General features: G+C 69.3%; 17 protein-coding genes and 1 pseudogene. 8 read left to right on the top strand and 10 right to left on the bottom strand.

The genetic code is table 11. The annotated features are described in order from the left end of the window. The first annotated feature begins 87 nt into the window (after positions 1-87). Both JHAT_RS19415 and JHAT_RS19410 read left to right on the top strand, forming a co-directional pair. On the top strand, positions 88-1,098 hold the full coding sequence (locus tag JHAT_RS19415; RefSeq protein WP_107481966.1) for a ferredoxin reductase: 1,011 nt from the start codon (positions 88-90) through the stop codon (positions 1,096-1,098). 7 nt (positions 1,099-1,105) lie between these two features. Next, positions 1,106-2,227: an acyl-CoA desaturase gene (locus JHAT_RS19410; RefSeq protein WP_077799480.1), complete on the top strand. Its 1,122-nt coding sequence runs from the start codon at positions 1,106-1,108 to the stop codon at positions 2,225-2,227. A 6-nt stretch (positions 2,228-2,233) separates the two neighbouring features. Here the strand turns inward: JHAT_RS19410 and JHAT_RS33935 are convergent. The 3 genes and pseudogenes from JHAT_RS33935 to JHAT_RS19395 form a co-directional block, all read right to left on the bottom strand. After that, a pseudogene (locus tag JHAT_RS33935) lies at positions 2,234-2,317 on the bottom strand (IS5/IS1182 family transposase); the annotation flags it as partial. A gap of 615 nt (positions 2,318-2,932) precedes the next feature. Further along, on the bottom strand, positions 2,933-3,847 hold the full coding sequence (locus JHAT_RS19400) for a LysR family transcriptional regulator (RefSeq protein ID WP_077799479.1): 915 nt from the start codon (positions 3,845-3,847) through the stop codon (positions 2,933-2,935). Positions 3,848-3,871: 24 nt separating this feature from the next. Then, entirely contained in the window at positions 3,872-4,624 is a 753-nt protein-coding gene (locus JHAT_RS19395) for a transposase family protein (RefSeq protein WP_077799478.1), read from the bottom strand. 33 nt (positions 4,625-4,657) lie between these two features. On the opposite strand from JHAT_RS19395, the gene JHAT_RS34385 reads away from it, so the two are divergent. Further along, positions 4,658-5,188, top strand: a complete 531-nt coding sequence (locus JHAT_RS34385) for a hypothetical protein (RefSeq protein WP_143660462.1) — start codon at positions 4,658-4,660, stop codon at positions 5,186-5,188. A gap of 224 nt (positions 5,189-5,412) precedes the next feature. On the opposite strand, the gene JHAT_RS34695 is transcribed toward JHAT_RS34385, so the two are convergent. Continuing rightward, positions 5,413-5,580, bottom strand: a complete 168-nt coding sequence (locus JHAT_RS34695; RefSeq protein ID WP_171990978.1) for a hypothetical protein — start codon at positions 5,578-5,580, stop codon at positions 5,413-5,415. A gap of 341 nt (positions 5,581-5,921) precedes the next feature. Here JHAT_RS34695 and JHAT_RS19380 point away from each other — a divergent pair, with 341 nt between their 5' ends. From JHAT_RS19380 to JHAT_RS19365, 4 genes are all read left to right on the top strand, one after another. Then, complete coding sequence (locus tag JHAT_RS19380; RefSeq protein ID WP_143660460.1) at positions 5,922-10,295, top strand: NACHT domain-containing NTPase; 4,374 nt, start codon at positions 5,922-5,924, stop codon at positions 10,293-10,295. A 222-nt stretch (positions 10,296-10,517) separates the two neighbouring features. Next, positions 10,518-11,666, top strand: a complete 1,149-nt coding sequence (locus tag JHAT_RS19375; protein ID WP_107481961.1) for a tetratricopeptide repeat protein — start codon at positions 10,518-10,520, stop codon at positions 11,664-11,666. Next, positions 11,605-14,466, top strand: a complete 2,862-nt coding sequence (locus JHAT_RS19370; protein WP_077799473.1) for a CHAT domain-containing protein — start codon at positions 11,605-11,607, stop codon at positions 14,464-14,466. The genes JHAT_RS19375 and JHAT_RS19370 overlap by 62 nt, the downstream gene beginning before the upstream one ends. Further along, positions 14,463-14,969 (top strand): hypothetical protein, encoded by a 507-nt coding sequence (locus JHAT_RS19365; RefSeq protein ID WP_077799472.1) that lies wholly within the window; start codon positions 14,463-14,465, stop codon positions 14,967-14,969. The genes JHAT_RS19370 and JHAT_RS19365 overlap by 4 nt, the downstream gene beginning before the upstream one ends. A gap of 106 nt (positions 14,970-15,075) precedes the next feature. Here JHAT_RS19365 and JHAT_RS34990 read toward each other — a convergent pair whose 3' ends face one another. Next, entirely contained in the window at positions 15,076-15,243 is a 168-nt protein-coding gene (locus JHAT_RS34990) for a hypothetical protein (protein ID WP_216353435.1), read from the bottom strand. A 537-nt stretch (positions 15,244-15,780) separates the two neighbouring features. Further along, positions 15,781-15,972 (bottom strand): hypothetical protein, encoded by a 192-nt coding sequence (locus JHAT_RS35335; RefSeq protein WP_253195546.1) that lies wholly within the window; start codon positions 15,970-15,972, stop codon positions 15,781-15,783. A 710-nt stretch (positions 15,973-16,682) separates the two neighbouring features. On the opposite strand from JHAT_RS35335, the gene JHAT_RS19355 reads away from it, so the two are divergent. Further along, positions 16,683-17,966 (top strand): NYN domain-containing protein, encoded by a 1,284-nt coding sequence (locus tag JHAT_RS19355; protein ID WP_171990976.1) that lies wholly within the window; start codon positions 16,683-16,685, stop codon positions 17,964-17,966. 9 nt (positions 17,967-17,975) lie between these two features. On the opposite strand, the gene JHAT_RS19350 is transcribed toward JHAT_RS19355, so the two are convergent. The 4 genes from JHAT_RS19350 to JHAT_RS19335 form a co-directional block, all read right to left on the bottom strand. Beyond that, a protein-coding gene (locus tag JHAT_RS19350; RefSeq protein WP_375603574.1) for an IS5 family transposase occupies positions 17,976-18,838 on the bottom strand; the annotation gives its coding sequence in 2 pieces (ribosomal slippage) (positions 17,976-18,469 and positions 18,469-18,838; 864 coding nt in all). 41 nt (positions 18,839-18,879) lie between these two features. Continuing rightward, entirely contained in the window at positions 18,880-20,466 is a 1,587-nt protein-coding gene (locus tag JHAT_RS19345) for an MFS transporter (protein WP_077799470.1), read from the bottom strand. Between the two features lie 157 nt (positions 20,467-20,623). Then, positions 20,624-21,094 carry a MarR family winged helix-turn-helix transcriptional regulator gene (locus tag JHAT_RS19340; protein ID WP_077799469.1) on the bottom strand — a complete coding sequence of 157 codons (471 nt, stop codon included), beginning with the start codon at positions 21,092-21,094 and terminating at the stop codon, positions 20,624-20,626. A 47-nt stretch (positions 21,095-21,141) separates the two neighbouring features. After that, a complete protein-coding gene (locus tag JHAT_RS19335) occupies positions 21,142-21,552 on the bottom strand; it encodes a hypothetical protein (protein ID WP_143660458.1) in 411 nt (136 codons plus the stop codon). Positions 21,553-21,724: the final 172 nt, after the last annotated feature.

The raw sequence follows: 21,724 nt of genomic DNA, 5'->3' as shown, positions 1-21,724 counted from the left end.
ACGGTCAGGACTTTGCGCCCTGAGGCGCAGCAAGCTGGAGTCATGAGTAGTGCAGCCCTCCGCAGCAGGGCGTGGAAAATGCTGGAGATGGTCACGACGCCGCTGCTGCCGTCGGACTACCTCGACCTGGTCAGCCCGCTGCGTGCGGGCGCTGACCTGCGGGGGCGCATCGAGGCCGTGCACCCCGAGACGCCTGACGCCGCGACCATCGTGATCAGACCGGGACGGGGCTGGCGCGGCCACACGGCCGGTCAGTACGTGCGGATCGGAGTCGACGTCGACGGGGTGCGCCTGTGGCGCGCCTACTCCCTCACCTCACCGACACACCGCCAGGACGGCCGCGTCACGATCACCGTGAAGGCGATCCCGGGCGGCAAGGTCAGCAACCACCTGGTCCGCAGGGCGAAACCGGGCACGCTGATCCAGCTCGACCAGCCGACAGGTGAGTTCGTGCTGCCCGAGACCAAGCCCGCCAAGGTGCTCTACCTGACGGCCGGCAGCGGCATCACGCCCGTGATGGGCATGCTGCGCGACACCGAGTTCGACGACGTCGTCATGGTCCACTGCGCGCCACGGCCGCAGGACGTGATCTTCCGCTCCGAACTGCACGACCTGGTCGCGAAGAAGAAGCTGCGGCTCACCGAGGTGCACACCGACACGGACGGCGTGCTCGACATCGCCCGTCTCGACGAACTCGTGCCCGACTGGGCAGAGCGCGAGACCTGGGCCTGCGGGCCCGCGGGCCTGCTCGACGCCGCCGAAAAGCACTGGAGCGAGCACGGCGTACCGGAGCGCCTGCACACCGAACGCTTCCGCCCCGGCATCGTCGTCACCGGCGACGGCGGCGAGGTCACGTTCAGCGCCAGCGGCAAGACCGTCGACGCGGGCGGCGCCACGCCGTTGCTGGACGTCGGCGAGGAGGCCGGCGTGCTCATGCCCTCCGGGTGCCGCATGGGCATCTGCTTCGGCTGCGTCACGCCGCTCAAGGCGGGTGCCGTCCGCGACCTGCGCACCGGCGAGATCACCGAGGCCGAGCCGGGCGTCCTCATCCAGACCTGTGTGTCCGCCGCGGCGGGCCCCTGCGACATCGAACGGTAGGAGCAGCTTGACCGCCATCGACCCCACCGCCCACCTGACCGCGGAGCAGATCGAGGAGCTCGGGCGCGAGCTGGACGCGATCCGCGACGAGGTGATCGCCAGCCGCGGCGAGAAGGACGCCGCCTACATCCGCAAGGTCATCTCGGCGCAGCGCAAGCTCGAGCTGGTCAGCAGGGGCGTGCTGCTGTTCTCGATCTTCCCGCCCGCGTGGCTGCTCGGCACCGCCGGTCTGTCCGTGGCGAAGATCATGGACAACATGGAGATCGGCCACAACATCCTGCACGGCCAGTGGGACTGGATGCGGGACCCGAAGATCCACTCCACCACCTGGGAATGGGATCACGTCTCGCCGGCCGACCAGTGGAAGCACTCGCACAACGAGCTGCACCACACGTACACCAACGTGATCGGCAAGGACAACGACCTCGGCTACGGCATCATGCGCGTCGACGAGGACCAGAAGTGGCATCCCTTCCACCTCGGCCAGCCGCTGTGGAACTTCATCAACGCCTGCTTCTTCGAGTACGGCATCGCGGCGTACGACCTGGAGCTCGGCAGGAACCTGAGCAAGCGCCGCCGCAAGAACCCGGAGTTCCGCGCGCGGGCCAAGGCCGTGGGCCGCAAGATCCGCAAGCAGGTGCTCAAGGACTACGTGATCCACCCGCTGCTGTCGGGCCCGTCGTTCCTCCCCACGCTCGCCGCCACGTTCACCGCCAACCTGGTCCGCAACCTCTGGTCCCACTCGGTGATCATGTGCGGGCACTTCCCCGAGGGCGTGCAGGTCTTCGAGCGCCGGTCGATCAAGGGCGAGACGCGCGGCCAGTGGTACCTGCGCCAGATGATGGGCTCGGCGAACATCAGCGGCAGCAAGGCCATGCACTTCATGACCGGCAACCTGTCCCACCAGATCGAGCACCACCTGTTCCCGGACCTGCCGAGCAACCGCTACGCCGAGGTCGCGGTGAAGGTGCGCGCGCTGTTCGAGAAGTACGAGCTGGAGTACGTCACCGGGCCGCTGCCCCAACAGGTGTTCTCCGCATGGCGCAAGGTCTTCCGGCTCTCGCTGCCGAACAAGAAGAAGCCCACGGTCCAGACGCCGGCCCGCGAGCAGGAGCTCGTCGCGGCCTGATACCCGGTTGGTCGAGTACCGGTAGTTCTTGCTGGATACGGCGACGCTGCGATCGCGGGCGGGCACCAGGGCACCGTCGACGAGGCGGACCCACGCGTCCCGGACGGTGGCCACGGATCCCGACCGGGGCGTGGGCTTCCCGGCCGGGTTCGTGACGGCGAGCGAACCGGCAGACCAAGCTCTACACCGGAGTGAAGTTCCGCCAGGGCTCCGCGTGGGAGTGGCCGTACCTGTACCTGGCCTGCGTGCTGCCCAATGGCCTCTCCCGCCTGCCGCGCCAGCGCCCCGGGTTCACCCCGCACTTCGGGTGGGGCTCCATGGCCGCCCTCGACGGCGGATCGCTCGCGTACCTGACCATCCGCGAGGGCGAGGACGATAAGGGCCGGTACTGGGAGGTCGGCGTGATCGGCCACGGCGAAAACGGCGACGACCTCGCCGAGCGCGTCGTGAGCGAGATCCGCGCCTGGGACGCGACCGGGGGCGGGCGTGACGGCGCTCCAAGGCAGCGTAAAGGGCTCCCCGTCAGAGGCGATGAGCCCGGGCGGGTGCGGACGGGGCGGATGTGCCTCGACCATGCGTGCCGATGGACGAGCTGCCCATCCCTCGGATCATCCGCGTTTCCGATGGATCCGATCCATGGGGTGGACGCGAGTCGGTCGAGGCGCCCCCGCCTCGTCGGTGGTCTCCAGGGGCGAAGGATGGACCTCAGGCGGGCATATCGACCATGCGGCGACCTACCCCGGCCGCGATGTCCCTGAGCCAGGTGTGGGCGACGTCGTGGGTGTGGACCGGGTGCCACCAGAGGGCCTCGCGCAGGGGAACGGCCTCGTAGGGCGGTTCGAGAACGCGTACGCCGCCGAAGGGCGCGAGGCGGTGGGCGAGGCGGGCCTGGACGAGGGCGATGCGGCGGGTGCCGGCGACGAGGGCGGGCAGGGCGTGGAAGCTGTCGACGGAGACCTCGACGCGCGGTTCGATGCCGAGCATGCCGAGCTGACGGACTGCAGGGGCGTCGTAGGTGCGCTGGTAGGTGACCCAGGGCAGACGGGCGAGGTCCTGGCGGGTCAGGCGGTCCCCGAGGTCGGGGTGGTCGTCGGCGACGACGAAGACCCAGCGGTCGTCGTAGAGGTCGGTGGCGGGGAAGCCGCTGATGACACCGTGGGGCATCAGCAGGCCGTCGGTGGCGCTGAGCAGGCTCTCGGTGTCGTCGACGACGGTGGCGGGGGTGCGGGTGAGGCGCAGGCGGATGCCCGGCGCCTCCTGGTGCACGGGGCGGGCGAGTTCGACACCGAAGACGTCGACGGCGTAGTCGGAGGAGACGAGGCGGAACTCCCGGGTCTCGGTGGCCGGGTCGAAGGCGGCCTGGCTGGTGAAGAGCCGTTCGAGGACGTCGTAGGCGGTGGCGGTGCGGTCGAGGAGGACCTGGCCGAGCGCGGTGAGTTCGTACTGGCTCCCCGCCCGGGAAAGAAGCTCGTCGTCGAAGTGCCTGCGCAGCCGCGCCAGGGCAGCGCTCATCGCGGGCTGACTGAGGCCGACGCGTCGCCCTGCCTTGGTGACGTTGCGTTCCTCGAGCAGGGCACGCAGGGCAACGACGAGGTTGAGATCCAAGCGGGCCAGATTCAAGACGCTGAGCCTTTTCCATCTTGATCAGGCGGCGAGTTCGAGGGCGACGGCGGCTCGGACGACTGCTGTGATCTGGGTGGTGCTGCAGCGGAGCTTCCGCAGGAGCCGCCAGGACTTGAGGATCGCCATGGCGCGTTCACCGAGGCTGCGGATCTTCGCGTGGTCCCGGTTGTGACGTCGGCGCCAGCCGCGCAGGTTCTTGCCCCGGATCGGAACACGGATCGCAGGGTCTGCGCCCTGATACGCCTTGTCGGCCCAGCACTTGATGTCCTCCGCGGCGAGGGTGGCGGGAATGCCGTGGGCCCGCGCCGCGGTCAGGTCGTGGGTGGCTCCCGGCAGTGCGTCCGAGGCCCAGATCAGGCGTCCGGCGGGGTCGGTGAGGACCTGCACGTTCATCCCGTGGTGCTTCTTCTTCCCGGAGTAGTACGGCCGGTCTGCGGCGATGCTGTCGATCGGCAGCAGGGTGCCGTCGAGGATCACGTACGCCTTCTTCCGGACAGTCGTCATGACCTGTTCCAGCGTGGGCGCGAGGGCGGCCAGGAGGTCGACGGCCTCGCGTATATAGCGGTAAGCCGTGGCGATCCCGATACGGAAGCCCGCGGCGAGGCGTGCGTATGTGTCGCCGCAGCGCAGATGTGCCAGGACGAGCAGGGCCTGCCGGCCGCAGGTCAGACGACGCCACCGGGAGCCGATCCGACGGCGATGACCTGCGAGAAGACCGGAGAGGTATTGCAGGGTGCGGCTGGACAGATCGACGCCGGACGGGTAGACAAGCACGCGAAAGCTCCTGGCGGACTGGTGATCTTGGTCGTGAACCCGTCTACCAAGAGCTTTCTTCATGCCCGCCGCCGGGGCTGCCGGCCCAACCACCCGTCAGGTTGGAAACGGCTCACTGCACCGGCTCGGCACAAGCGGCTGTCGCAGAAGGCGGCCCGCGCCACCGCGGGCAGCGCCCGTCTGGTCAAGGCGGCGGACCACCGCGACACCCACCGGTGGAACCTGGTCACCGAGGACGGCACTGTACTGGGGCACGTGGAGCCCTCGTACGGCGGTACCGGCCGGACCGGGCGCAACGGCTGGAACCACCGCCTCGTTGGATCGTTCACGGCCGGCGGCGGCCCGGTCAGGACGCGTGAGGAGGCCGCCCTGCAGTGCGCACTGGCCTGGATCCGCGTCGCCACCGCCCGGTACGGCGTACTCTCACCGTCGACTGAGCCCCGGCCCCCGACCCACGACCGGCGGCCGTCGTGGGCGTCCAGCAGGATGCGCACGACGCTCGCCGACGCCGGGATGCCCACGCCCCCGGATGCACAGCCGGACAAGGCTTCCCGGAACCCGTGATGGTCATCAGACTTGGAAGCGGCTTCCTCGGGAAGGCATCACGGATGCGTGGAACCGCCGCCACGGCGCGCTGTTCCCAGGAGCCGTCGGCCCTGTCCGTGGGCGTGAAGCGTGCCGTACCGAACTCGGCATCCTCGTAGCCCGGGTGGGCGTAAGGCCCCTGGGGGAAGCGATCCTGTGTCAGAAAGATCCGCCCGAGGGGCCTCATGCGCCGACCGCAGATGTCAGCCTCTGTGACTCAGGCGCGCGTACCAGGCCTGGACGCGTGCCCGGACCAGGGAGGCGACGACGAGCACGTAGAGCCGGACACCCTTGTCCAGCAGGAGGTCCGTCACCAGCTTGGCAACGGGGTGAGTCCACAGCTCGGCGAAAGCCGGAGCGTTGTCCAGCAAGCGGCGCAGAGCGGACGGCAGCGGCGAGCCGCAGCCGGTGAGTCGACGGAGGCACCCCGCGCATGCGGAGAGGACGGAACGGAACGGACGGAACATGAGTACCTCACCAGGTGTCGATCGGCGAGGCGTGGCCACACCCCGGTGGAAGCCGGCGTGTGACCGATGCTGCTGAGGGCGTCGCAGGGGGCGAAGCGTTCCGGGGTGAGCTTCTGGGGAGAAGGAAAACCCGCTGGTCAGAGCGGAGAGGACCAAATGAAATCCAGGTCCGGCGCAGACAAGGTGTCGCCGCGCGGCCGTTACGCTGCTCTACCCTGGCGTTCCGTATGGCATGGGGGGTCTCGATGGCATCAGGGAGCACACGGCGTACACCGCGGTCGACCGGCCGGGACAGCAGCCCCGGCACCGCACCCGGCGTCAGGGCGGCACGGCTGCTGAAGGAGCTGATCGACCACCAGCTGGGCCTGTTGCGCGCCAAGCAGCAACTGGACGAGCAACAGGCGTCGGACGCTTGGCGGGAACTGCTTCGCCGACAGCTCAGGAAGGATCGCGAGGCCCGCGAACGAAACGGCCAACCCCGTCTGCCCGGCCGGATGACGGTCGTGCACCCCGTGACGTTCCAGAGGCTGTACGCGGACCTCGGACAACCGGACGCGGAACTGGGCAGTGACCGCCAGGCACTCGTGGAAGCCGTGGCCCATCTGTGCGCGGAACCCCCCTTCCGCGGCTACATCCTGGGCCCCCAGCCCGGTGAGCTGAAGAAGGCCGGCCAGCTACTGCCGCCGTCCCGCACCGCAGGTGGCGGCGGCTGGGCAGGCAAAAAGGAGCTGGAGGCGGCCACTTCGGCCGCGCTGAGAGCGGCCGACCGGCTCAGTGACGAAGCCGACGTCAGCTTGAGCCAGGTCTACATCACCCGGGGCTGCGAGGAGCGTCTCGCCCGTAGGCTGCTGACCGGCCTGGCCCGATCCAACCGGGCGCCCCGTGTGGAACTCGTACTGGGCGAACCCGGCACCGGTAAGACGAGCCTGCTGTGGAACCTCACCACGCGGCTCACCGGACGCTCTTCCCTCCCGGGCCCTCGGAGCGGAGAGGACGGAGAGCCCCAGGACGGCGAACGGCGCGTGCACTGCCAGCCGCTGCTGCTCCGCGCCGACGACCTGCTGCTGCCCCGCGAGACGACGGACCTGCTGACTCTCTTCGACGGACTGCTGCACCAGCCGATGTACCGCGCATCAGTGGTCGTCCTCCTCGACAGCGCGGACGTGCTGCTGGCCGACGATCACGGGCGGGCCGTGTGCCGCGAGCTGGTCGACTGCTGCGCGGAGTACGGGGTGCCGCTGGTGATCTCCTGCCGCACTCGTGACCAGGACCTCTTGTACGACGTCCTCGGCACGACACCGTCCGCCGTACAGGAGCTGGGCGACTTCCGTTTCGGCGGAGAGGCCGAACACGCCGTCGACGCGTATTGCGCGCACTACTACCGCGGTCAGACAGCATCACGTCGCCGCGAGGCGTACGACGCGGTCATCGGTGCCGCCGTCCGTGGTCTGCCGATGCGGGAGGTCGTGGCCCGGCCACTGACCCTGCGCATGCTGTTCGAGGTCTACGCCCCTCAGGTGCCCACCACGGAGATCGACGCCGCGGGCCTGTACGACGCCTACTGGACGAAGCGCGTGGTCGGCGACCGCCGCCACGGCAGCGCTGGCATCGTTGACGCCGACGATCTGTCACCGGCGGCCGAGGGCGTGGCGAGGATCATGCTCCATGACGGCGGTGTCGCTGTCGCCTCGGCGCAAGCCGTCCGGCTGCTCGGTACCGCGGCTCCGCGTCCGCTGTCCGTCACCGCCCCTGCCGCTCTGGCCGCCCTGCATCGCCGCAACGTCCTGACCGGCAGCGGCGGCCACGACGGTTCGAGCACCCGGTTCTTCCACCAGACGCTGTACGAGTACGCGGCCGGGCGCTGCCTGGTGTCTTTGGTGAACACCCGACAGCAGCCTGACATTTTTGAACGGCTGGGTCAGCGGCTGGAGGCCACCCCGGACGACTTCCTGCGTTCCGTGATCGCGGAGCAGGCGATCGTGCAAGGTGTCCGGGACGAACAGGCGGCCCGTCCTGCGGCCGCCGATCTCATGAAACGGCTCGTCACCAGCGACAACCACTACCTCCAGGTCACCGCTCTGAGGGCCTACGCCTTGCTGCCCTCCGTACCGCACGCGGTCAAGGTGATGGTGCACCGTTTCCTGCCCGAGGCGCCGCTCGCCCTCGTCACCACCATGATGGAGCTGCTGCCCACTCACCATCACACCGACCCCCGGCGCGTCACCGAGGACCTCTTCGTCGTCCTCCAGCAGCAACAGCTTCCAAAGGTTCGGCGCAAGGCCCTTGACCTGCTGTGCCGATTCGCGGGCATGGACGGGCAGGATGACGGAAGAGGAGCAGCCACAGCGGTCAGGGATCTGTTGCGGGACCTGTGCATCCGTCCCCAGGACTGCATCGACCGCGCACCCGGCGCGGGCGCGTCACGAGGCTGTTGCCCTGCGCAGACCTGCCTGTGGTCCTGGCTGCTGGGCCTGTCCGTGCAGGAGGCCACCAGCCACGGCAACCACGCCGTGCGCCTCGTCACGGCGATGGCTTCGGCCGAGCCGGACTGGGCTGCCGCGCGTATGGCCCAGCTGCTGGATCTCGCCGAGCACCACCGTTCCGCGCGCTGGCTGTGGCAGTGCATCCCGCCCATCAGCGCCCACCGCCACCTCAGCGGCTGGGATGCGCTCATCGAGCGCGCCGCCGCACTGGCGGAGAAGCTCGGCAATCCGGACCGGATCCGCCGCCAGAACCGCCCCGCGGCGTTCGTCCGCAAGGCCGGGACCGCCTTCGGTACCGTGCTGGCGGGCCCCGGTCAGGACGCCGACGGCGAGAGCTACGAGAACGAGGAGCGCGAGCAGCAGGAGGCCCATCTCCTGCTCGCCGCCCATTGGGCCGAGACCCTCGCTGATGCGCCGCACGTCACCGTGTTCGACCAACTCGTGGGCGTCGGCGGCGTCTTCAACGGCCCGCAGATGCGGATCCGGGCGCGCGTCGCCGCTCTCGGCACCCGCCTGCGCACCGCCGAGAGCGGTGTGCCCGAGTTCCTGGACCATGCCGTGGCACGCTGCGGGGTCAGTGACCAGATCGACGACATCGCGGAGACCCTGCTGCCCGAACTGCTCCGCTCACCGGGCGACGAGCCCGGAACCCGTTCCGCTCGGAGCTGGTGCGCGCGGCAGCTGAAGGAAATGTGCGATCGGGCACCAGGCACGCGCCCGCACCGCGCGGCCCGTTTCGCCGCCAGCGGCCTGCATCCCCTGCCCGCCGCCGAGATTCGGGAAGTCGTCAAGGACGCGTGGGACGGAGGTGCAGGCTGGCAATCGGCCCGTCTCGACCGCGTGTTCCTCGTGCGTGACAGTGCCACCCGCCTCCTCGCACCGATGGCGGCCACCGACACCACCGGTCGCGGGCGAGAGTCGAAGGCCCTACGACGATGGAGGGCCCTGGAACAGGAACGCACCCAACAGCTGTCCCGCGGGGCCAACGACTGGCCGTCCTACGCCGACGGCGGCACCTGGGAAAAGCCGGAGCGCAACGCGGTCAACACCATCCTGCACGCCTCTCTGCGCGACCATGCCCCGGCCCACCCCGACCTCGTGGCGCACGCCCTGGACGAGGAGGTCGCACTGGCCGACATTCCCTGGCTGGCCAAGCTGGTCAGCCAAGCCGCCGACCACCCCCACGTCGACATCGCCCACACCCTGCTGATGCGTCATGGCCCCGAACTCGCCGACTGGTGCGAACGGCTGTGGACCGGGCAACAGGCCTTCCCCGACGACAAGACCAAGAAGGCAGCGCTTCGGCTATGGGGTGACCTGGTCTGGATGCGCGCCGCCGAGCGGCCCTCCCTCACCGCACAGGCCGACCTGCTGACCGAGTACCTCAACCCGACGCAGTGGAGGTCCGGCCTGGAGACCCTGGCCCGCTGGAACGCCCATGGCGTCAGCGAACTCGCCGGCCCGGCGGGCGAGGAGGGCTGGGACAAACTGGACACTGCGCTGGCGTCGATCGCCCAGCTCCCCGCCGGCCACCCCCAGGCCGGCCGCGCACCCACCGCCGCCGCACTGCGCTTCCACTGCCTGTGCCGCTTCGCACCCATCAGCGAGACGGCCGAACGCGCACACACGATCGAGATGGCCACGGAAGCTGTCCGCGCCGCCGACACCACGACCGTGATCTCCACCACCGGCTTCCTCGTGGAACGCCTGTGCCTGGTGGAGCCCTCCGCCGCGGTCACTCTGACCACCCTAGTCGCCGCTAGGACGGCACAGCAGGGCAAGCACGAAGGCCACCACGTCAGGAGCATGGTGCATCGCTGGCCGCACCCCCTCAGACACCTGGTCCGCACCACCGGCTACGCCGACCTCGAGCGGCTCGTGCGGGGACTGTCGGGGGGGCCGGAGCGCATGCTTCTCAACGTCCTCGACCTGGCCGTGGCTCTGCGCCGCCACGACCCCGTACGCGACGACGCGCTCCGGTGGCTCGCGGACACCCCCTACCTCGCCCAGGCGACCATGCAGCTCCGTAACTCGGCCGTACGACACCGCCGGACCCCGCTGGCCGACCCCGCCTGGCCCGAAGCCTTGCCCGGCGCCGGCCACGCGGAGCACGCGGATGCCATCCTCGGCCGGTGAGGTCGCCCGAAGGTGCCGGGTACTCACTCCGGCGGCGCTGTGGCAGGGAAGATCGTCACCACACGTTCGAGGTAGCCGAGCGCGGCGTCAGCGCCAACCTGGACGACCAGCCAGACCGTGCTTCCGGCGAAGAACAATGGCGATGGGCGCAACCTGACGGCGTTTCACCAGTGCAGTTGAGGGGCATGTTCGCGTCGGGGGTGCACGGGGGAGTGAGACGTCTTGGGTATAGGACTGGACTGGCAGTTGCTGCTCGAGGGGACGGCACCGTGGGACCCGAACGAGGTACTGCGTGGTGACCGGGCCTCCGAGGCGGAGCAGGAGCAGGCTCTTCAACAGCTCGCCGAGGCCGCGGGGAGCACGGATCCCGAGGCCCGCAACCGGTACGCGGCCGCACTGCTGACCCTGGGGCGTACGGACGAGGCCGAGCGGGTGTGGCATGCGCTGCTGGCCGAGCGGCCCCGCTTGGCCGTGGCATGGCTGAACCTCGCCACCTGTCACCTGACGCGCGGCCGGCTCGACGAGTGCGCGCAGGCACTGCAGGCATGCCGCAACCGTACGCGCCGCGGCACCGTAGAGCGGCAGCTGGCCGAGCGTCGGACGGCCGAACTGGGCAAGGCGCGGGATGCCGCGTCCCGGCAGACCAGACTGCTGGAGTTGCGTGCCGCCGCGCTGCGTGAGCGGGTCGGACTGGGACTGTCCCGTCCGGGTGACCACAAACAGCTGGCACGGACGCTGTACGCGCTGACACACGTACCGGGCAGCGACGTCACCGGCCGCGACGTGCTCGACGCGGCACGCCGGGCCCACGAGGAGGCCCCGGAGGATCCCGAGACGCTCGAGACGTTCATCCTGGGACTGCTGCACGGCGGCTCGGACGACGAGCTGAGCGACGCCTTACGCGCGCTGGAGCGCGTGGCGCCGCATTCACAGGTGCTGACGATGACCCGGGACCTCAGTGTGGATCCCCGAACGCGCGCCGACGCCGACGCCTATCACACACACATGCGGGATGTGGCCCGCAGAGCATTGGCCGGCGACCGCGCCGCCGAGGACGAGCTACGCCTGACGATTCAGAAGTTCCCGCAGAACTTCCAGTACCGCGTCGATCTGCTCTTCGCCGTCCACAACCGGGGCGACCGCGTGGAGACGCGCCGACTGGTGGACGAACTCGCCGCCGAGCCGTCCGCCGACCACTTCGTCCACTTCCACATCGCACAGTTCTACTGGTTCCTCGGCGAACATGAGCGCGGCAGACGGCACTTCGCCCTCGCCTACGAAACCGCCGCCACAGAGGAGGACCGCGAGGATGTCCGAGAAGCGGTACGTACGGTGGGCGCGGGCGATCCGGCGGAAATCATCCGCTGGTGACGGCCCCCAGCACGCGGAGACCGCACCGTGGGACGGCACCGAGCGCCACCTGGCCAAGGCTCTGTTGGAGGTGGAGTCGGTCCAGCACGCCGACGGGCTGCTCACCTCGGCGGCCGGAGGGTACGACCCCGACGTACTGCTAACCGAACTCACCCGTCTGGGCGAAGAGTTGGCGGTCGCGAGACGTCCCGCGGAGGCCGCGCTGGCAGACTTCCACCGGGAGACCGTGGCACGCAGCCGCCCCTTCCTGCAGAGTGCCCGAGCCCTGCGCGAGCGCGTCGACGGGCCCGCGGGCCGCACCTGGCCACTCGGCTTCCCGGAACCGGTCGCAGCGCCGCGCCAGCGGCTGGAGAGGGAGGCGTCGGAGCTGATGGGGCGTGGTGAGCTGGACGCCGCGCTGGCCTTGCTTCGGCGCGCGGAGCAGATTCCCCCGTATGAGCCGGAGGAGTCCGTGGGATTCGCCGGACTCCGCATGCACCTGGCCCTTAAGCTGCGCTCCGCGGGACGGTCGAGGGAGGCCCTCGAGCTGCTCGGCACTGTCGAGTTCGGCCCCCGCACGGGCGGATCCCTGGCCGGAGAGCCGCTCACCGAGCAATTGCGCAGCCGGTTCCAGCGGCTGCGCGGGCTGCTGTGCGACGACAACGGCGCATACGACGATGGCCAGCGCTCCTTTCGGCAGGCCATGGAGGCCGCCCGGGCCTGTGGTGACCTCGAAGCCCAATACCAGGCGCATACCGACCTCGCCGCGTCCTGTCTCAAGGCGGGACGCTCCCGGGAGGGCCTGCGTGAGTTCCGCCGCGTGCTCGCTTTCGTCGAGGCTCGGGGAGGCCGCAGAGTCGGCGTGCTGAACAACCTGGGCCTCGCCTATCGCGACGTCGGAGAGACCGAGGCCGCGCGCGGCTGCTTCCGACAGGCCCTCGACCTGCTGGAGCAGGAGGGCGGCGAGGGTCTCAGTGTGGTCAACGCGCTTCTCGGCCTCGGGGACATCGCCGCCGCCGAGGGCGACAAGAAAGCGGCCGCCGAATCCTACTTCCAGGCTCTGCTGAAGAGCGTCAGCCCCGTCCCCGGCGACTTCGACCAGGCCATGCCGTTGGTGGTGTCCCGGTTCGCCCGCATGGGGGAGGAGGGTGACCTGCTCCTGAACGTGGTGGAGGTGTTCCGCGACGCGCTCGGTGGTGTCCTCGACTCATGGCTGGGACAGGCGCACCTCCGCCTGGCGTACGCCAACCGCGAGCTGAGGGCCGGTCGGCACGCCGAGGCGGTGGCCAGCCTGCGTGAGCTGGACGCCCTGGCCGAACAGCAGGCACCGGACGTGCAGCTGCGGCTGACCATCACCGAGCGGCTGGCCGACGCCCTGGCGAGCCGGCCGGGGCGGGGTTCCGAGGCTTGGCAGGAGGCATTCGACGTCCTGTGGGCGGCCCGCCGACGACTGTTGAGCAGCCTGGAGGAGGGGCGCGTCCAGGACCGACCCGCCCTCGTCGCGCTCCACCATCGTGTCTACGACAGGCTGATCGAGATCCTGGTGGACTACGGCTCCGGTCTGCGCCCGCCGGACGGCGGACCCGCGTTGGAATGCGCCTTCGACCTGCACGAGGAGTACAAGACGTGGACCGGCGGCACCGGTCGGGAGCCGGTCACGCCCGCCCGCTTCCACGCCCTGCGGGACTGGCTGGGTGCCCACCCGGACGCGGGAGTGTGCGCCTTCCTGTCGTACTTCTGCGGCCCGGGCGCCGTCACCGTCTTCGTGTACGTGCCCGGCACCGGCCGCCTCACCGCCGTCCGTACGCCGCTGGCCCTGGACACCCTGCGGCAGACCGCCGAGCGGCTGCGTCGCACGTTCGACGGCGACCCGGACGCCTTCCCGCCCCTGGGACCGTTGCCGGCCCGCCGTCCGTGGCGGCGCGGTCTGGGCTTCTTCGAGGAACTGGCACCCGGACTGCTCGCCGCGCTGCCCCAGGTGTCCGACCGCGAGCTGCTCTGCGTGGCGGCTGACGGACCCGTTCACGACCTGCCCCTGCACGCACTGCCGCTGCCCGGCGACGGTCGGCCCCTGATCGAGCGGCACGCCGTCGTCCAGGTCACCAGCGCCACGATGCTGCTCAGACTGGCCGGCCTGCCTCCCGCACACGCCGGTCCCGCGGTGTACGTCGGTGCGGTCGCCGCCCACGACGACCCGGTGCACGAACGGCTGGAGCAGGACAGAGATCTCGTCACCGGCGCGGGCCGCCCAGTCATCGGTGCGGCTGGCACCGATGCCACGCCCGATGCGGTGGCAGCGGGGCTGCGCAAGGCATCCGTGGCACACCTGGCGGCGCACGGCTGGTTCGACGTGGCTGAGCCGATGGACTCCGGTGTCTTCCTTTCCCACGGCGGACGAAGGCCCCCCAGGGATCCGTACGCGATCGACATACGTGCCAGGCTCGACCATCTGCTGACGGCCCGGCGGCTGGCACGCGAGGGGCTGCGGCTCGATGTGCTGACGCTTCGGGCGTGTTCGACCGCGCGCCGGGACGCGCACAGCACGGGCTACCTGGAGGGCATCGTGCAGGCGCTGCTGCACTCCGGGGTGCGCACGGTCGTGGCCACGCTCTGGGACGTGGACGACACGAGTTCGCGTCGGCTCTTCGCCGACTTCTACCGGTACTACCTGGGCGACTGCGACGGCACGCCGGCGCGAGAGCCCTGGCGAGCGCTGTGGGAGGCGCAGCGAGCCATGCTGCGGCATCCCGACGGGCCCTGGCAGTCCCATCCCTTCCACTGGGCCGCACCGGCCCTGTTCGGTCTTTGGAGGCACACATGACGGCGGACCGGGTCGCCGGACTCGATGACCGCTCGCTGATCCTGGCCCTTCAGGAGGTGACCGAGGAACTCACCGCCGAGGCACCGCCCGAGGCCCTGCCGATGGATCGGGACGAGGCCCAGGCCATGCTGGCTGAGCTGTTGCGGGCCGGGGGGTACGACGTCACGGAGCTGCCCCGGCTCGACGAATCCGGTCAGTACGCGGCCGCTCGGCGAGTCCTCACCGAACTCGCCGAAAATCCCACGACTCAGGAGGCAGCGGCCCCCGTGCTCGCCGAGCCGCCAGCCGACACCCGGCTGGGCGCCGAGATCGCGGTTCCTGCTCTGGTGGCGGTGGCCGGAGTGGTGACCTGGCTGCAGACGAAGGTGGACGTACGGATCAAACACAAGGACGGCAAAACCGAGTTCGAGTTCCGGGTGGGGAAGGAGGCGGCGTCCGCTGCTGTGCTGAAGGAGTTGGCGGCGGCGGTGATGCGGTTGTGGAACGGTCCGCCGCAGCAGTGACGTACGGTCCTCGCCTGGGCGCCTGGTCGGGCGACGCGTCTTCTCGGCCAGTCGGTGATGCGGGCGAAGCGGACGGCGGGCAGGGAGTCATGCGCGAGGGCTCCTTCTACAGGGAGCCGAGAGGCTCGGCGGCGAAGGTGCCGTCGCCCAGCGGGACGTCGGTCAGCTCGAAGTACTGCGGTTGACCGTCCACCTGTCGCGTGATGACGGTGCCGGCGGGCCGGGTCGTCTCGTACTGGCCTGGGGTGCGCAGCAGGGTGTAGCGGCGGAGCATGCGGGGGCCGTCCAGCGCCGTACCCGTGGCCGCCCTATGGGCGGTCCGTGGTCGGCGGGACGACAGGCGGCGCCATGCGGCCGAAGCGAGCGCGATCACGCCGGCGGCGCCGGTGGCGCTGAGCAGACCGGGCAGGGGCCAGTTCCGCCTCGTCGTTGTCGATAAGTTCGAGCACCGAGGTCAGGGCCGGGACCGGAGTGTTGCGCTGGGTCAGACGCCGGGCGAGGGCCTCCGTGGTGGAGCGTAGGAGAGCTTCGGGGGAGTCCGGTGGCTGCTGCATGTCGGGAGACCTTCCGTGCGGGAGGCCGCAGTGGCGGAGAGCACCAGTCCCCCTGCCACCGCGGCCCATGGCGTGTCAGCCGGTTCTGCTGATGTAGGCGATGGTCACGCCGAGCGGCTTCCCGCCAGGCGCCGCCGTGGTGCGGTGGCCCCAAGGACGGAAGCTCTTCGGGCATCCGGACATCGCGAGGGACGAGAAGGCCACCCGAGCCAAGACCCAGCGCGCGCTGATCCCTGCCCGCCTGATCCCTGCGCCGGCTACCTCGGCAGGATCTGACCCTGATCCGTCACGTAGTAGCTCTGCAAGCACTCCAGGTACGCGGCCTCCGACACGTTGTACGGGCCGCCGGCTTGTTGATTGCAGTATTTGCTCAGGATCTGGCTCTTCTGCGCGGCGGAGATCCCAGCAGGTTGGTTGTTCTGCTGCTGGTCATCCAGCTGATCCTGCACCCATGGACTGGGGGAAGAGGGGCCGATCCGTCGTCGGAGCCCAGGACCGCACCGCCGAGGAAGAACGAACCCACGGCAACGGAGACGACGCCACTCCACGAAGCCATCGGCCGTTTCCACCAGGGGCTCTCCATCGCCACCAGGATGCGCTGGTACTCCGGGTCGGCCTCGTACTCGTCCCGCCAGCCGTAAGGCTCTCCTGTCGGGCCAGCTGCCGTCGGAGTGCTGGACGGCCGCGGAGGGACGTCCGGGGGAAGTGCCGACGTGTTCTCCACCGCAAGCTCCTCAAGCCCTGACCGGCAGCCACATCGCGCACAGAGAGTCGGGCGGCACAGGCTAACCACCAGGTGCCCACGGTTTCCACACGAACGGCTCAACCGTTCTGCACCTGAGCACCTGGCGGCCTGTTGCTCAGACCCGCCTCACGTCCAAGGAGATGCGCTCCGACGGCATTCCGGCGTGGATCACCGACAATCCGCTGTATGGGTCGGCCGTCGCCCAGTCCGCGTCGTAGAAGCCGTCCTGTGTAGCAAACTTTCTCGGTCAATCCCTGACCGTTCGTTTCCGTTCGGCCTCTCCGGCCCAGGAACGCGGCTATGCTCCCCCACACCGATGTCGTTGCTGCGTGGCTCGCTCCCGTCTGAGTGCCCCGTTGCATGATCACTGGAGGTGGGTCGTTGAGTAAAGAGTCATTCGATGGCGCCAATAGGGTGACGATCAAGTCAGCATTGTTCGTGGACTTCGACAACATTTACTTGGGACTTCGCGATATGGATCCGGAGGCGGCTGAATCGTTTGCAACCCATCCGGACAGATGGATGAGTTGGCTCGAAGGCGAGAGCGACACGGGTGGAGCTACTCAGGTTGACCCCTCTCGCCGCTTCCTCGTGCGAAATTTCTATATCAACCCAGGAGCTTTCGGCAGGTATCGCGCCTTCTTCACGCGCAGTGGGTTTCGATCGATCGACTGTCCGCCCTTGACTTCCCGAGGCAAGAACAGTGCCGACATCTACATGGTGCTAGACATCATGGATGCGCTCGCTGACGAGACCCGGTACGACGAGTTTGTGATCATGTCGGCGGACGCCGATTTCACCCCCGTGTTGCAGAGGCTCCGGGCCAAGGATCGGTGGACGACGGTGGTGGCGGCCGGCCTGAGCGCCGCTGCCTTCCGAGCGACGTGCGATGTGTTCGTGACGCCTGAGCAGCTCGCCGCGGCCTCACGCTGGGACGAGTTCCAAGCGACTGAGGTGCCGCTCGATAGCGACGCCGAGCAGGTCGCAGTCGTTCTTCCGCAACAAGCAGGTGGCGACCAGTGCGAAGCAGTCGTCAAGGAGATTCACCGCGTCGTACGGGCGGCTCCCAGTCCGCTCGCCTCAGCTGCCGCAGCACAGGCGGCGCTCAACATTGATCCCTCGATAAAGGATTCCGCATGGTACGGTGCCGGAAGCTTCCGTGGGTTTGTGACGACTCATTGCAACGAACTTGAATATGTTGCTACGCCACCCGGATACATTCTCGATCCAACACTGCACTCTTTTGAGGACAAGGGCGGTCGAGCGCAGCTTCCTCATCTCCTTGCTCAGGTGAGTGCCCTGACAGGTGTTCCGGCGCTGCAGCCGGATTCCTATGCTCTACTGTTCGAGGTCCTCGCCCAGGACTTGCAGAGTTCTGCGTTTCAGCTGTACCCGACGTCGAAGAGAGTCCGAGACGAAACAGAGGCGCGTGGAAAACCCGTAACTCGCAACGCCGTCAACTTCGTACTCAAGGGGCTCGTCTACGTGGGACAGCGCATGGGCGAAGGTGTTACAGCGGAGGCCCTTGCCGACGCGTGGGTGGAAAACGTCTACACGTTGTGCGCGAACGCACGGATGTCGCTGTCCGAGGAGGACCGGGAAATGATCCGTAGGTGGATCACCGGGGGCGACATCAGCGGATTCGAGGTGGGGTCGGTAGCCGGCAGTCTTGAGGAGACAGCCTCTCCAGCCATCTAGGGTCCGTCTTCAAACGGATCTTGCCCAGAGCAGGAGCGACGCGAGACTGACCGCTGCCTCGTATGAGGTGGCGGCCTTGTCGTATCTGGTCGCGATGCCGCGGAAGCCCTTGAGCCGGTTGAAGCAGCGTTCGACGAGGTTGCGCCGACGGTAGGTCTCCCGGTCGAACCCTGGCGGTCGACCGCCGCGGTTCCCGCGCCGCAGCCGGTGTCGCCGCTGGTCGGCCTTCTCGGGAATGGTGTGCGCGATGCCGCGTCGCCGCAGGTAGGCGCGGAAACCGCGGGAGCTGTAAGCCTTGTCCGCGATGACCTGGTCGGGTCGGCAGCGTGGCCGGCCGAGGCCGCTGCGGGGAACGCGGATACGTTCGAGCAGGATGCGTGCACAGACACTGTCATGGCGCTGGCCCGGCGTGATGAGGAAGGCTAGAGGACGGCCCTTGCCGTCGCAGGCGAGGTGGACCTTGGTGGTCAGTCCGCCTCGGGATCGGCCGAGGGCGTGATCGTCCGGTTCGTCCTGCCGGTGTCTCCCCCTTTTCGGCCGGTGGCGGCGGCGTGCTGGTGGGCGCCGACGATGGTGGAGTCGATCTGGACCAGCCAGTCGATGTCCCCGGCGGCGTCGGCCCGGGCCTGGATCTGCTGCAGGGCCCGGGTGAACACCCCGTCGATCGCGTAGCGGCGGAAGCGGGTATAGACCGTCTGCCACGGTCCGTAGCGTTCGGGCAGGTCACACCAGGAGATCCCGGTGCGGATCTTGTAGACCATCCCGTTGATGACCTGCCGGTCCGACACCCGCGGCCGACCCGTCGCGGCCCGCGGTATCAGCGGAGCGAGCAACTCCCACTCCCGGTCAGTGAGTTCATGACGACGTACCACCCCACCATGATCCACGACCTGGTGATCTTTGAAGACGGACCCTAGTGCTGGGCATGCCCGGGGACGCGGCGGACGCCGATGAGTGCCAGGACGGCTCCGGTTACGCAGAGTACTCCTGCGGTCAGGACGGCGGTGTGGACGCCGTTCATGAAGGCGTGGTGGCTGCCCTCGACGATCGCCGACTTGAGCTGCGCGGGCGTGTCGGTGGCGACGGGCGCGACGCCCATGGCCACCGCGTCCTTGGCCTCCAGCAGCGCGGCGGCCGCGGGGGCGGGGACGCCCGCCGAGGTGAGTTCGCCGGTGAGGGTGGTGCCGACGCGGCCGGTGATGAGGGAGACGAGGACGGAGGTGCCGAGGGCGCCTCCGACCTGGAGGGCGGTGGCCTGCAGTCCGCCGGCGACGCCGGCGTCCTTGACGGGGGCGTTGCCGACGATGGCGTCGGAGGAGGAGGCCATGACCATGCCGACGCCGAGGCCGAGGGCGATGAACGGCGGCCACATGAGGCCGTAGGCGCTGTCCGCCTCCCAGGCGAGCATGGCGAAGCACGCGACGGCCTGGAGGACCATGCCGAGGGGCATGGTCAGGCGCGGTCCGAACCTGTCCGTGAGCGCGGCGCCGAGCGGGGAGGCGACGACGGAGGCGAGGCTGAGCGGCAGGGTCCGGACGCCGGCCTCCACCGGGGTGAACCCACGGACGTTCTGCAGGTAGATCATGACGAAGAAGATCACGCCGAGCAGGACGAAGAAGTTCAGCGCGGTGATGACCGTACCGATGGTCAGGGCCGGGTTGCGGAACAGGCGCATCGGCAGCAGAGGTGCGGCGATCCGGGTCTGCCACCGGCCGAAGAGCACCAGAACCAGCAGGCCGGAGCCGATGGCGCCGAGCGTGCCGGCGGAGGCCCAGCCCCAGGTCTCTCCCTTGACCACGCCGAAGACGAGCGTGAGCAGTCCCAGGGCGAGCAGGACGACGCCGAGGACGTCGAACTTCTCCTTCGCGACGTGTTCGTTCTTGCTCTGCGGGAGGACGGCCGCGCTGAAGGCGAGGGCGATGACGCCGATGGGGGCGTTGATGTAGAAGACGGACTCCCAGCTGACGTGCTGGACGAGGAAGCCGCCGACGATGGGGCCGAGGGCGGTGGAGACCGAGGAGACCATGGCCCAGATGCCGACGGCCATGCCGAACTTCTTCGGCGGGAAGACCGCGCGGAGCAGGCCGAGTGTGTTGGGCATCAGCAGGGCGCCGAAGAAGCCCTGGAGGGCACGGAAGGCTATGACGCCCTCGATGGAACCTGCCAGGCCGATGGCGACGGAGGCGAGGGTGAAGCCCGCGACGCCCACCAGGTAGAAGGTGCGGCGGCCGAAGCGGTCACCAAGCTTGCCGCCGAGGATGAGGGCCGCGGCGAGGGCGAGCAGGTAGGAGTTGGTGACCCACTGCAGGTCGGAGGTGGACGCCTGGAGGTCCCGGCCGATCTCGGGGTTGGCGATCGAGACGACGGAGCCGTCGAGACCGACCATGAACAGGCCGAAAGCCACGGCGACCAGGGTCAGCCACGGGTTGGACCGGTGGTCGCGCGCTGGGTGGGCGGGCGGGGAGTGGGACGGTTCGGCCAGGGTGCCGGCGGAGGCCATGTGTGTGTTCTTTCGTCGGGAGGAAACGCCGAGCCGGCGCACGGCGTCGTCGGACGCTCGGCTGCGACGGGCGGAGAGGAAGGGGTACGAAGGCCCGGCGGGCTCGTGGGGCACACCGAGGTGTGCCCCACGAGCCCGCCCGGAACGCCGAAGGGCTTCAGCGTGCGGTGTGCAGGTGCTCCGTGAGTGACTGGAGGGAGCCCAGGGCGGAGCCGAGGGCGTCGAGTTCGCCGTCGGTCATCGTCCGCAGGAAGTGCGCGGCGTGCTCTCCCATGAGCTGCGTGACCTCGCCGACGCGCTGCCGCGCGGCCGGGGTGAGGTACAGGTGGGCGATCCGCTTGTCCGCGCCGTCCCGACGGCGTTCGAGGAGCCCTTGCTCGGTGAGCTGGGTGACCAGGGCGCTGACGTTGTTCGGCTTCATCCGCACCGCTTCGGCGGCCTCACGAACCGTGGTGCCGCCGTGGGTCTCGACGTACCGCAGCAGGGTGAGCTGGGCGTCGGAGGGCCTGGGGTGCGGGTAGTGCCGGTCGACGTGCCGTTCGAAGGCCCGGGCCAGCGCGGGCAGGCACCCCGCGAGGCCGAGGGCCAGGCGGGCGATGTCCTGTTCGGGCGCGGCGGGCGACGGCACACCCCGACTTTAGATATACTGAGATACCTATGTCAAAAGATGCTGCTTCAGGTGGCCGCTTGGTCGTTGAACCGCAGCATGAACAGCAGACTCCGGTGACAGTCGGCCGAGACGCCCTGTGCGGCCGCGACCATGTGCTCCGCCAGCGCCGGTCGGGCGTGGACAACCTCCACGGAGTCTGCCCGCTGCCGGGTGGTCAGGACCGCTTTCAGCAGCTCAGCACAAAGGTCGGGGTGACCGGAGGCCAACAGTTCTCCAGCGAGTTCGGCGACCGATGCAGGTGGAAGGACCACTGCCAGACGCAGGGCGTGTCCGGCCTGGGAATCGCACCCCCACTTCTCGAGCGCCACCTCGGTCCGCGCCTGCTCAGCCGGAGGCAATGAGGCGACCTCCCACAGAAGGCTAGCGATCTCGGCATCCTGGCCGCTTTCCTCCAGAGCGGTGACGAATGCGACCACACTGTCGGGGGACGTGACCCCAGCGAGCCGCATCAACTGCCGTTTCCCCTGGTCAGCTTGGGTGCAACTGCTGTACCACCAGCAGACGAAGAACCTTCTGGGACCAGGATGTACCGCGCCCGGACACAGCGCCTTGCCCACGCCGACGGCGGCTGAGCGGCAAGGCCGGACT

The sequence above is a fragment of the Streptomyces sp. JHA26 genome (assembly GCF_002005565.1).
GTDB lineage: Bacteria > Actinomycetota > Actinomycetes > Streptomycetales > Streptomycetaceae > Streptomyces.
The sequence above is the reverse complement of the archived record's forward strand: the minus strand, read 5'-3'. Positions and strand labels throughout refer to the sequence as shown.

Excerpts from the sequence above, each read along its gene's own strand:
- JHAT_RS19415 (WP_107481966.1), top strand. The coding sequence starts at position 88 with ATGGTCACGACGCCGCTGCTGCCGTCGGACTACCTCGACCTGGTCAGC.
- JHAT_RS19380 (WP_143660460.1), top strand. The coding sequence starts at position 5,922 with ATGGCATCAGGGAGCACACGGCGTACACCGCGGTCGACCGGCCGGGAC.
- JHAT_RS19370 (WP_077799473.1), top strand. The coding sequence starts at position 11,605 with ATGTCCGAGAAGCGGTACGTACGGTGGGCGCGGGCGATCCGGCGGAAA.
- JHAT_RS19365 (WP_077799472.1), top strand. The coding sequence starts at position 14,463 with ATGACGGCGGACCGGGTCGCCGGACTCGATGACCGCTCGCTGATCCTG.
- JHAT_RS34990 (WP_216353435.1), bottom strand. The coding sequence starts at position 15,243 with ATGCTCCGCCGCTACACCCTGCTGCGCACCCCAGGCCAGTACGAGACG.
- JHAT_RS19345 (WP_077799470.1), bottom strand. The coding sequence starts at position 20,466 with ATGGCCTCCGCCGGCACCCTGGCCGAACCGTCCCACTCCCCGCCCGCC.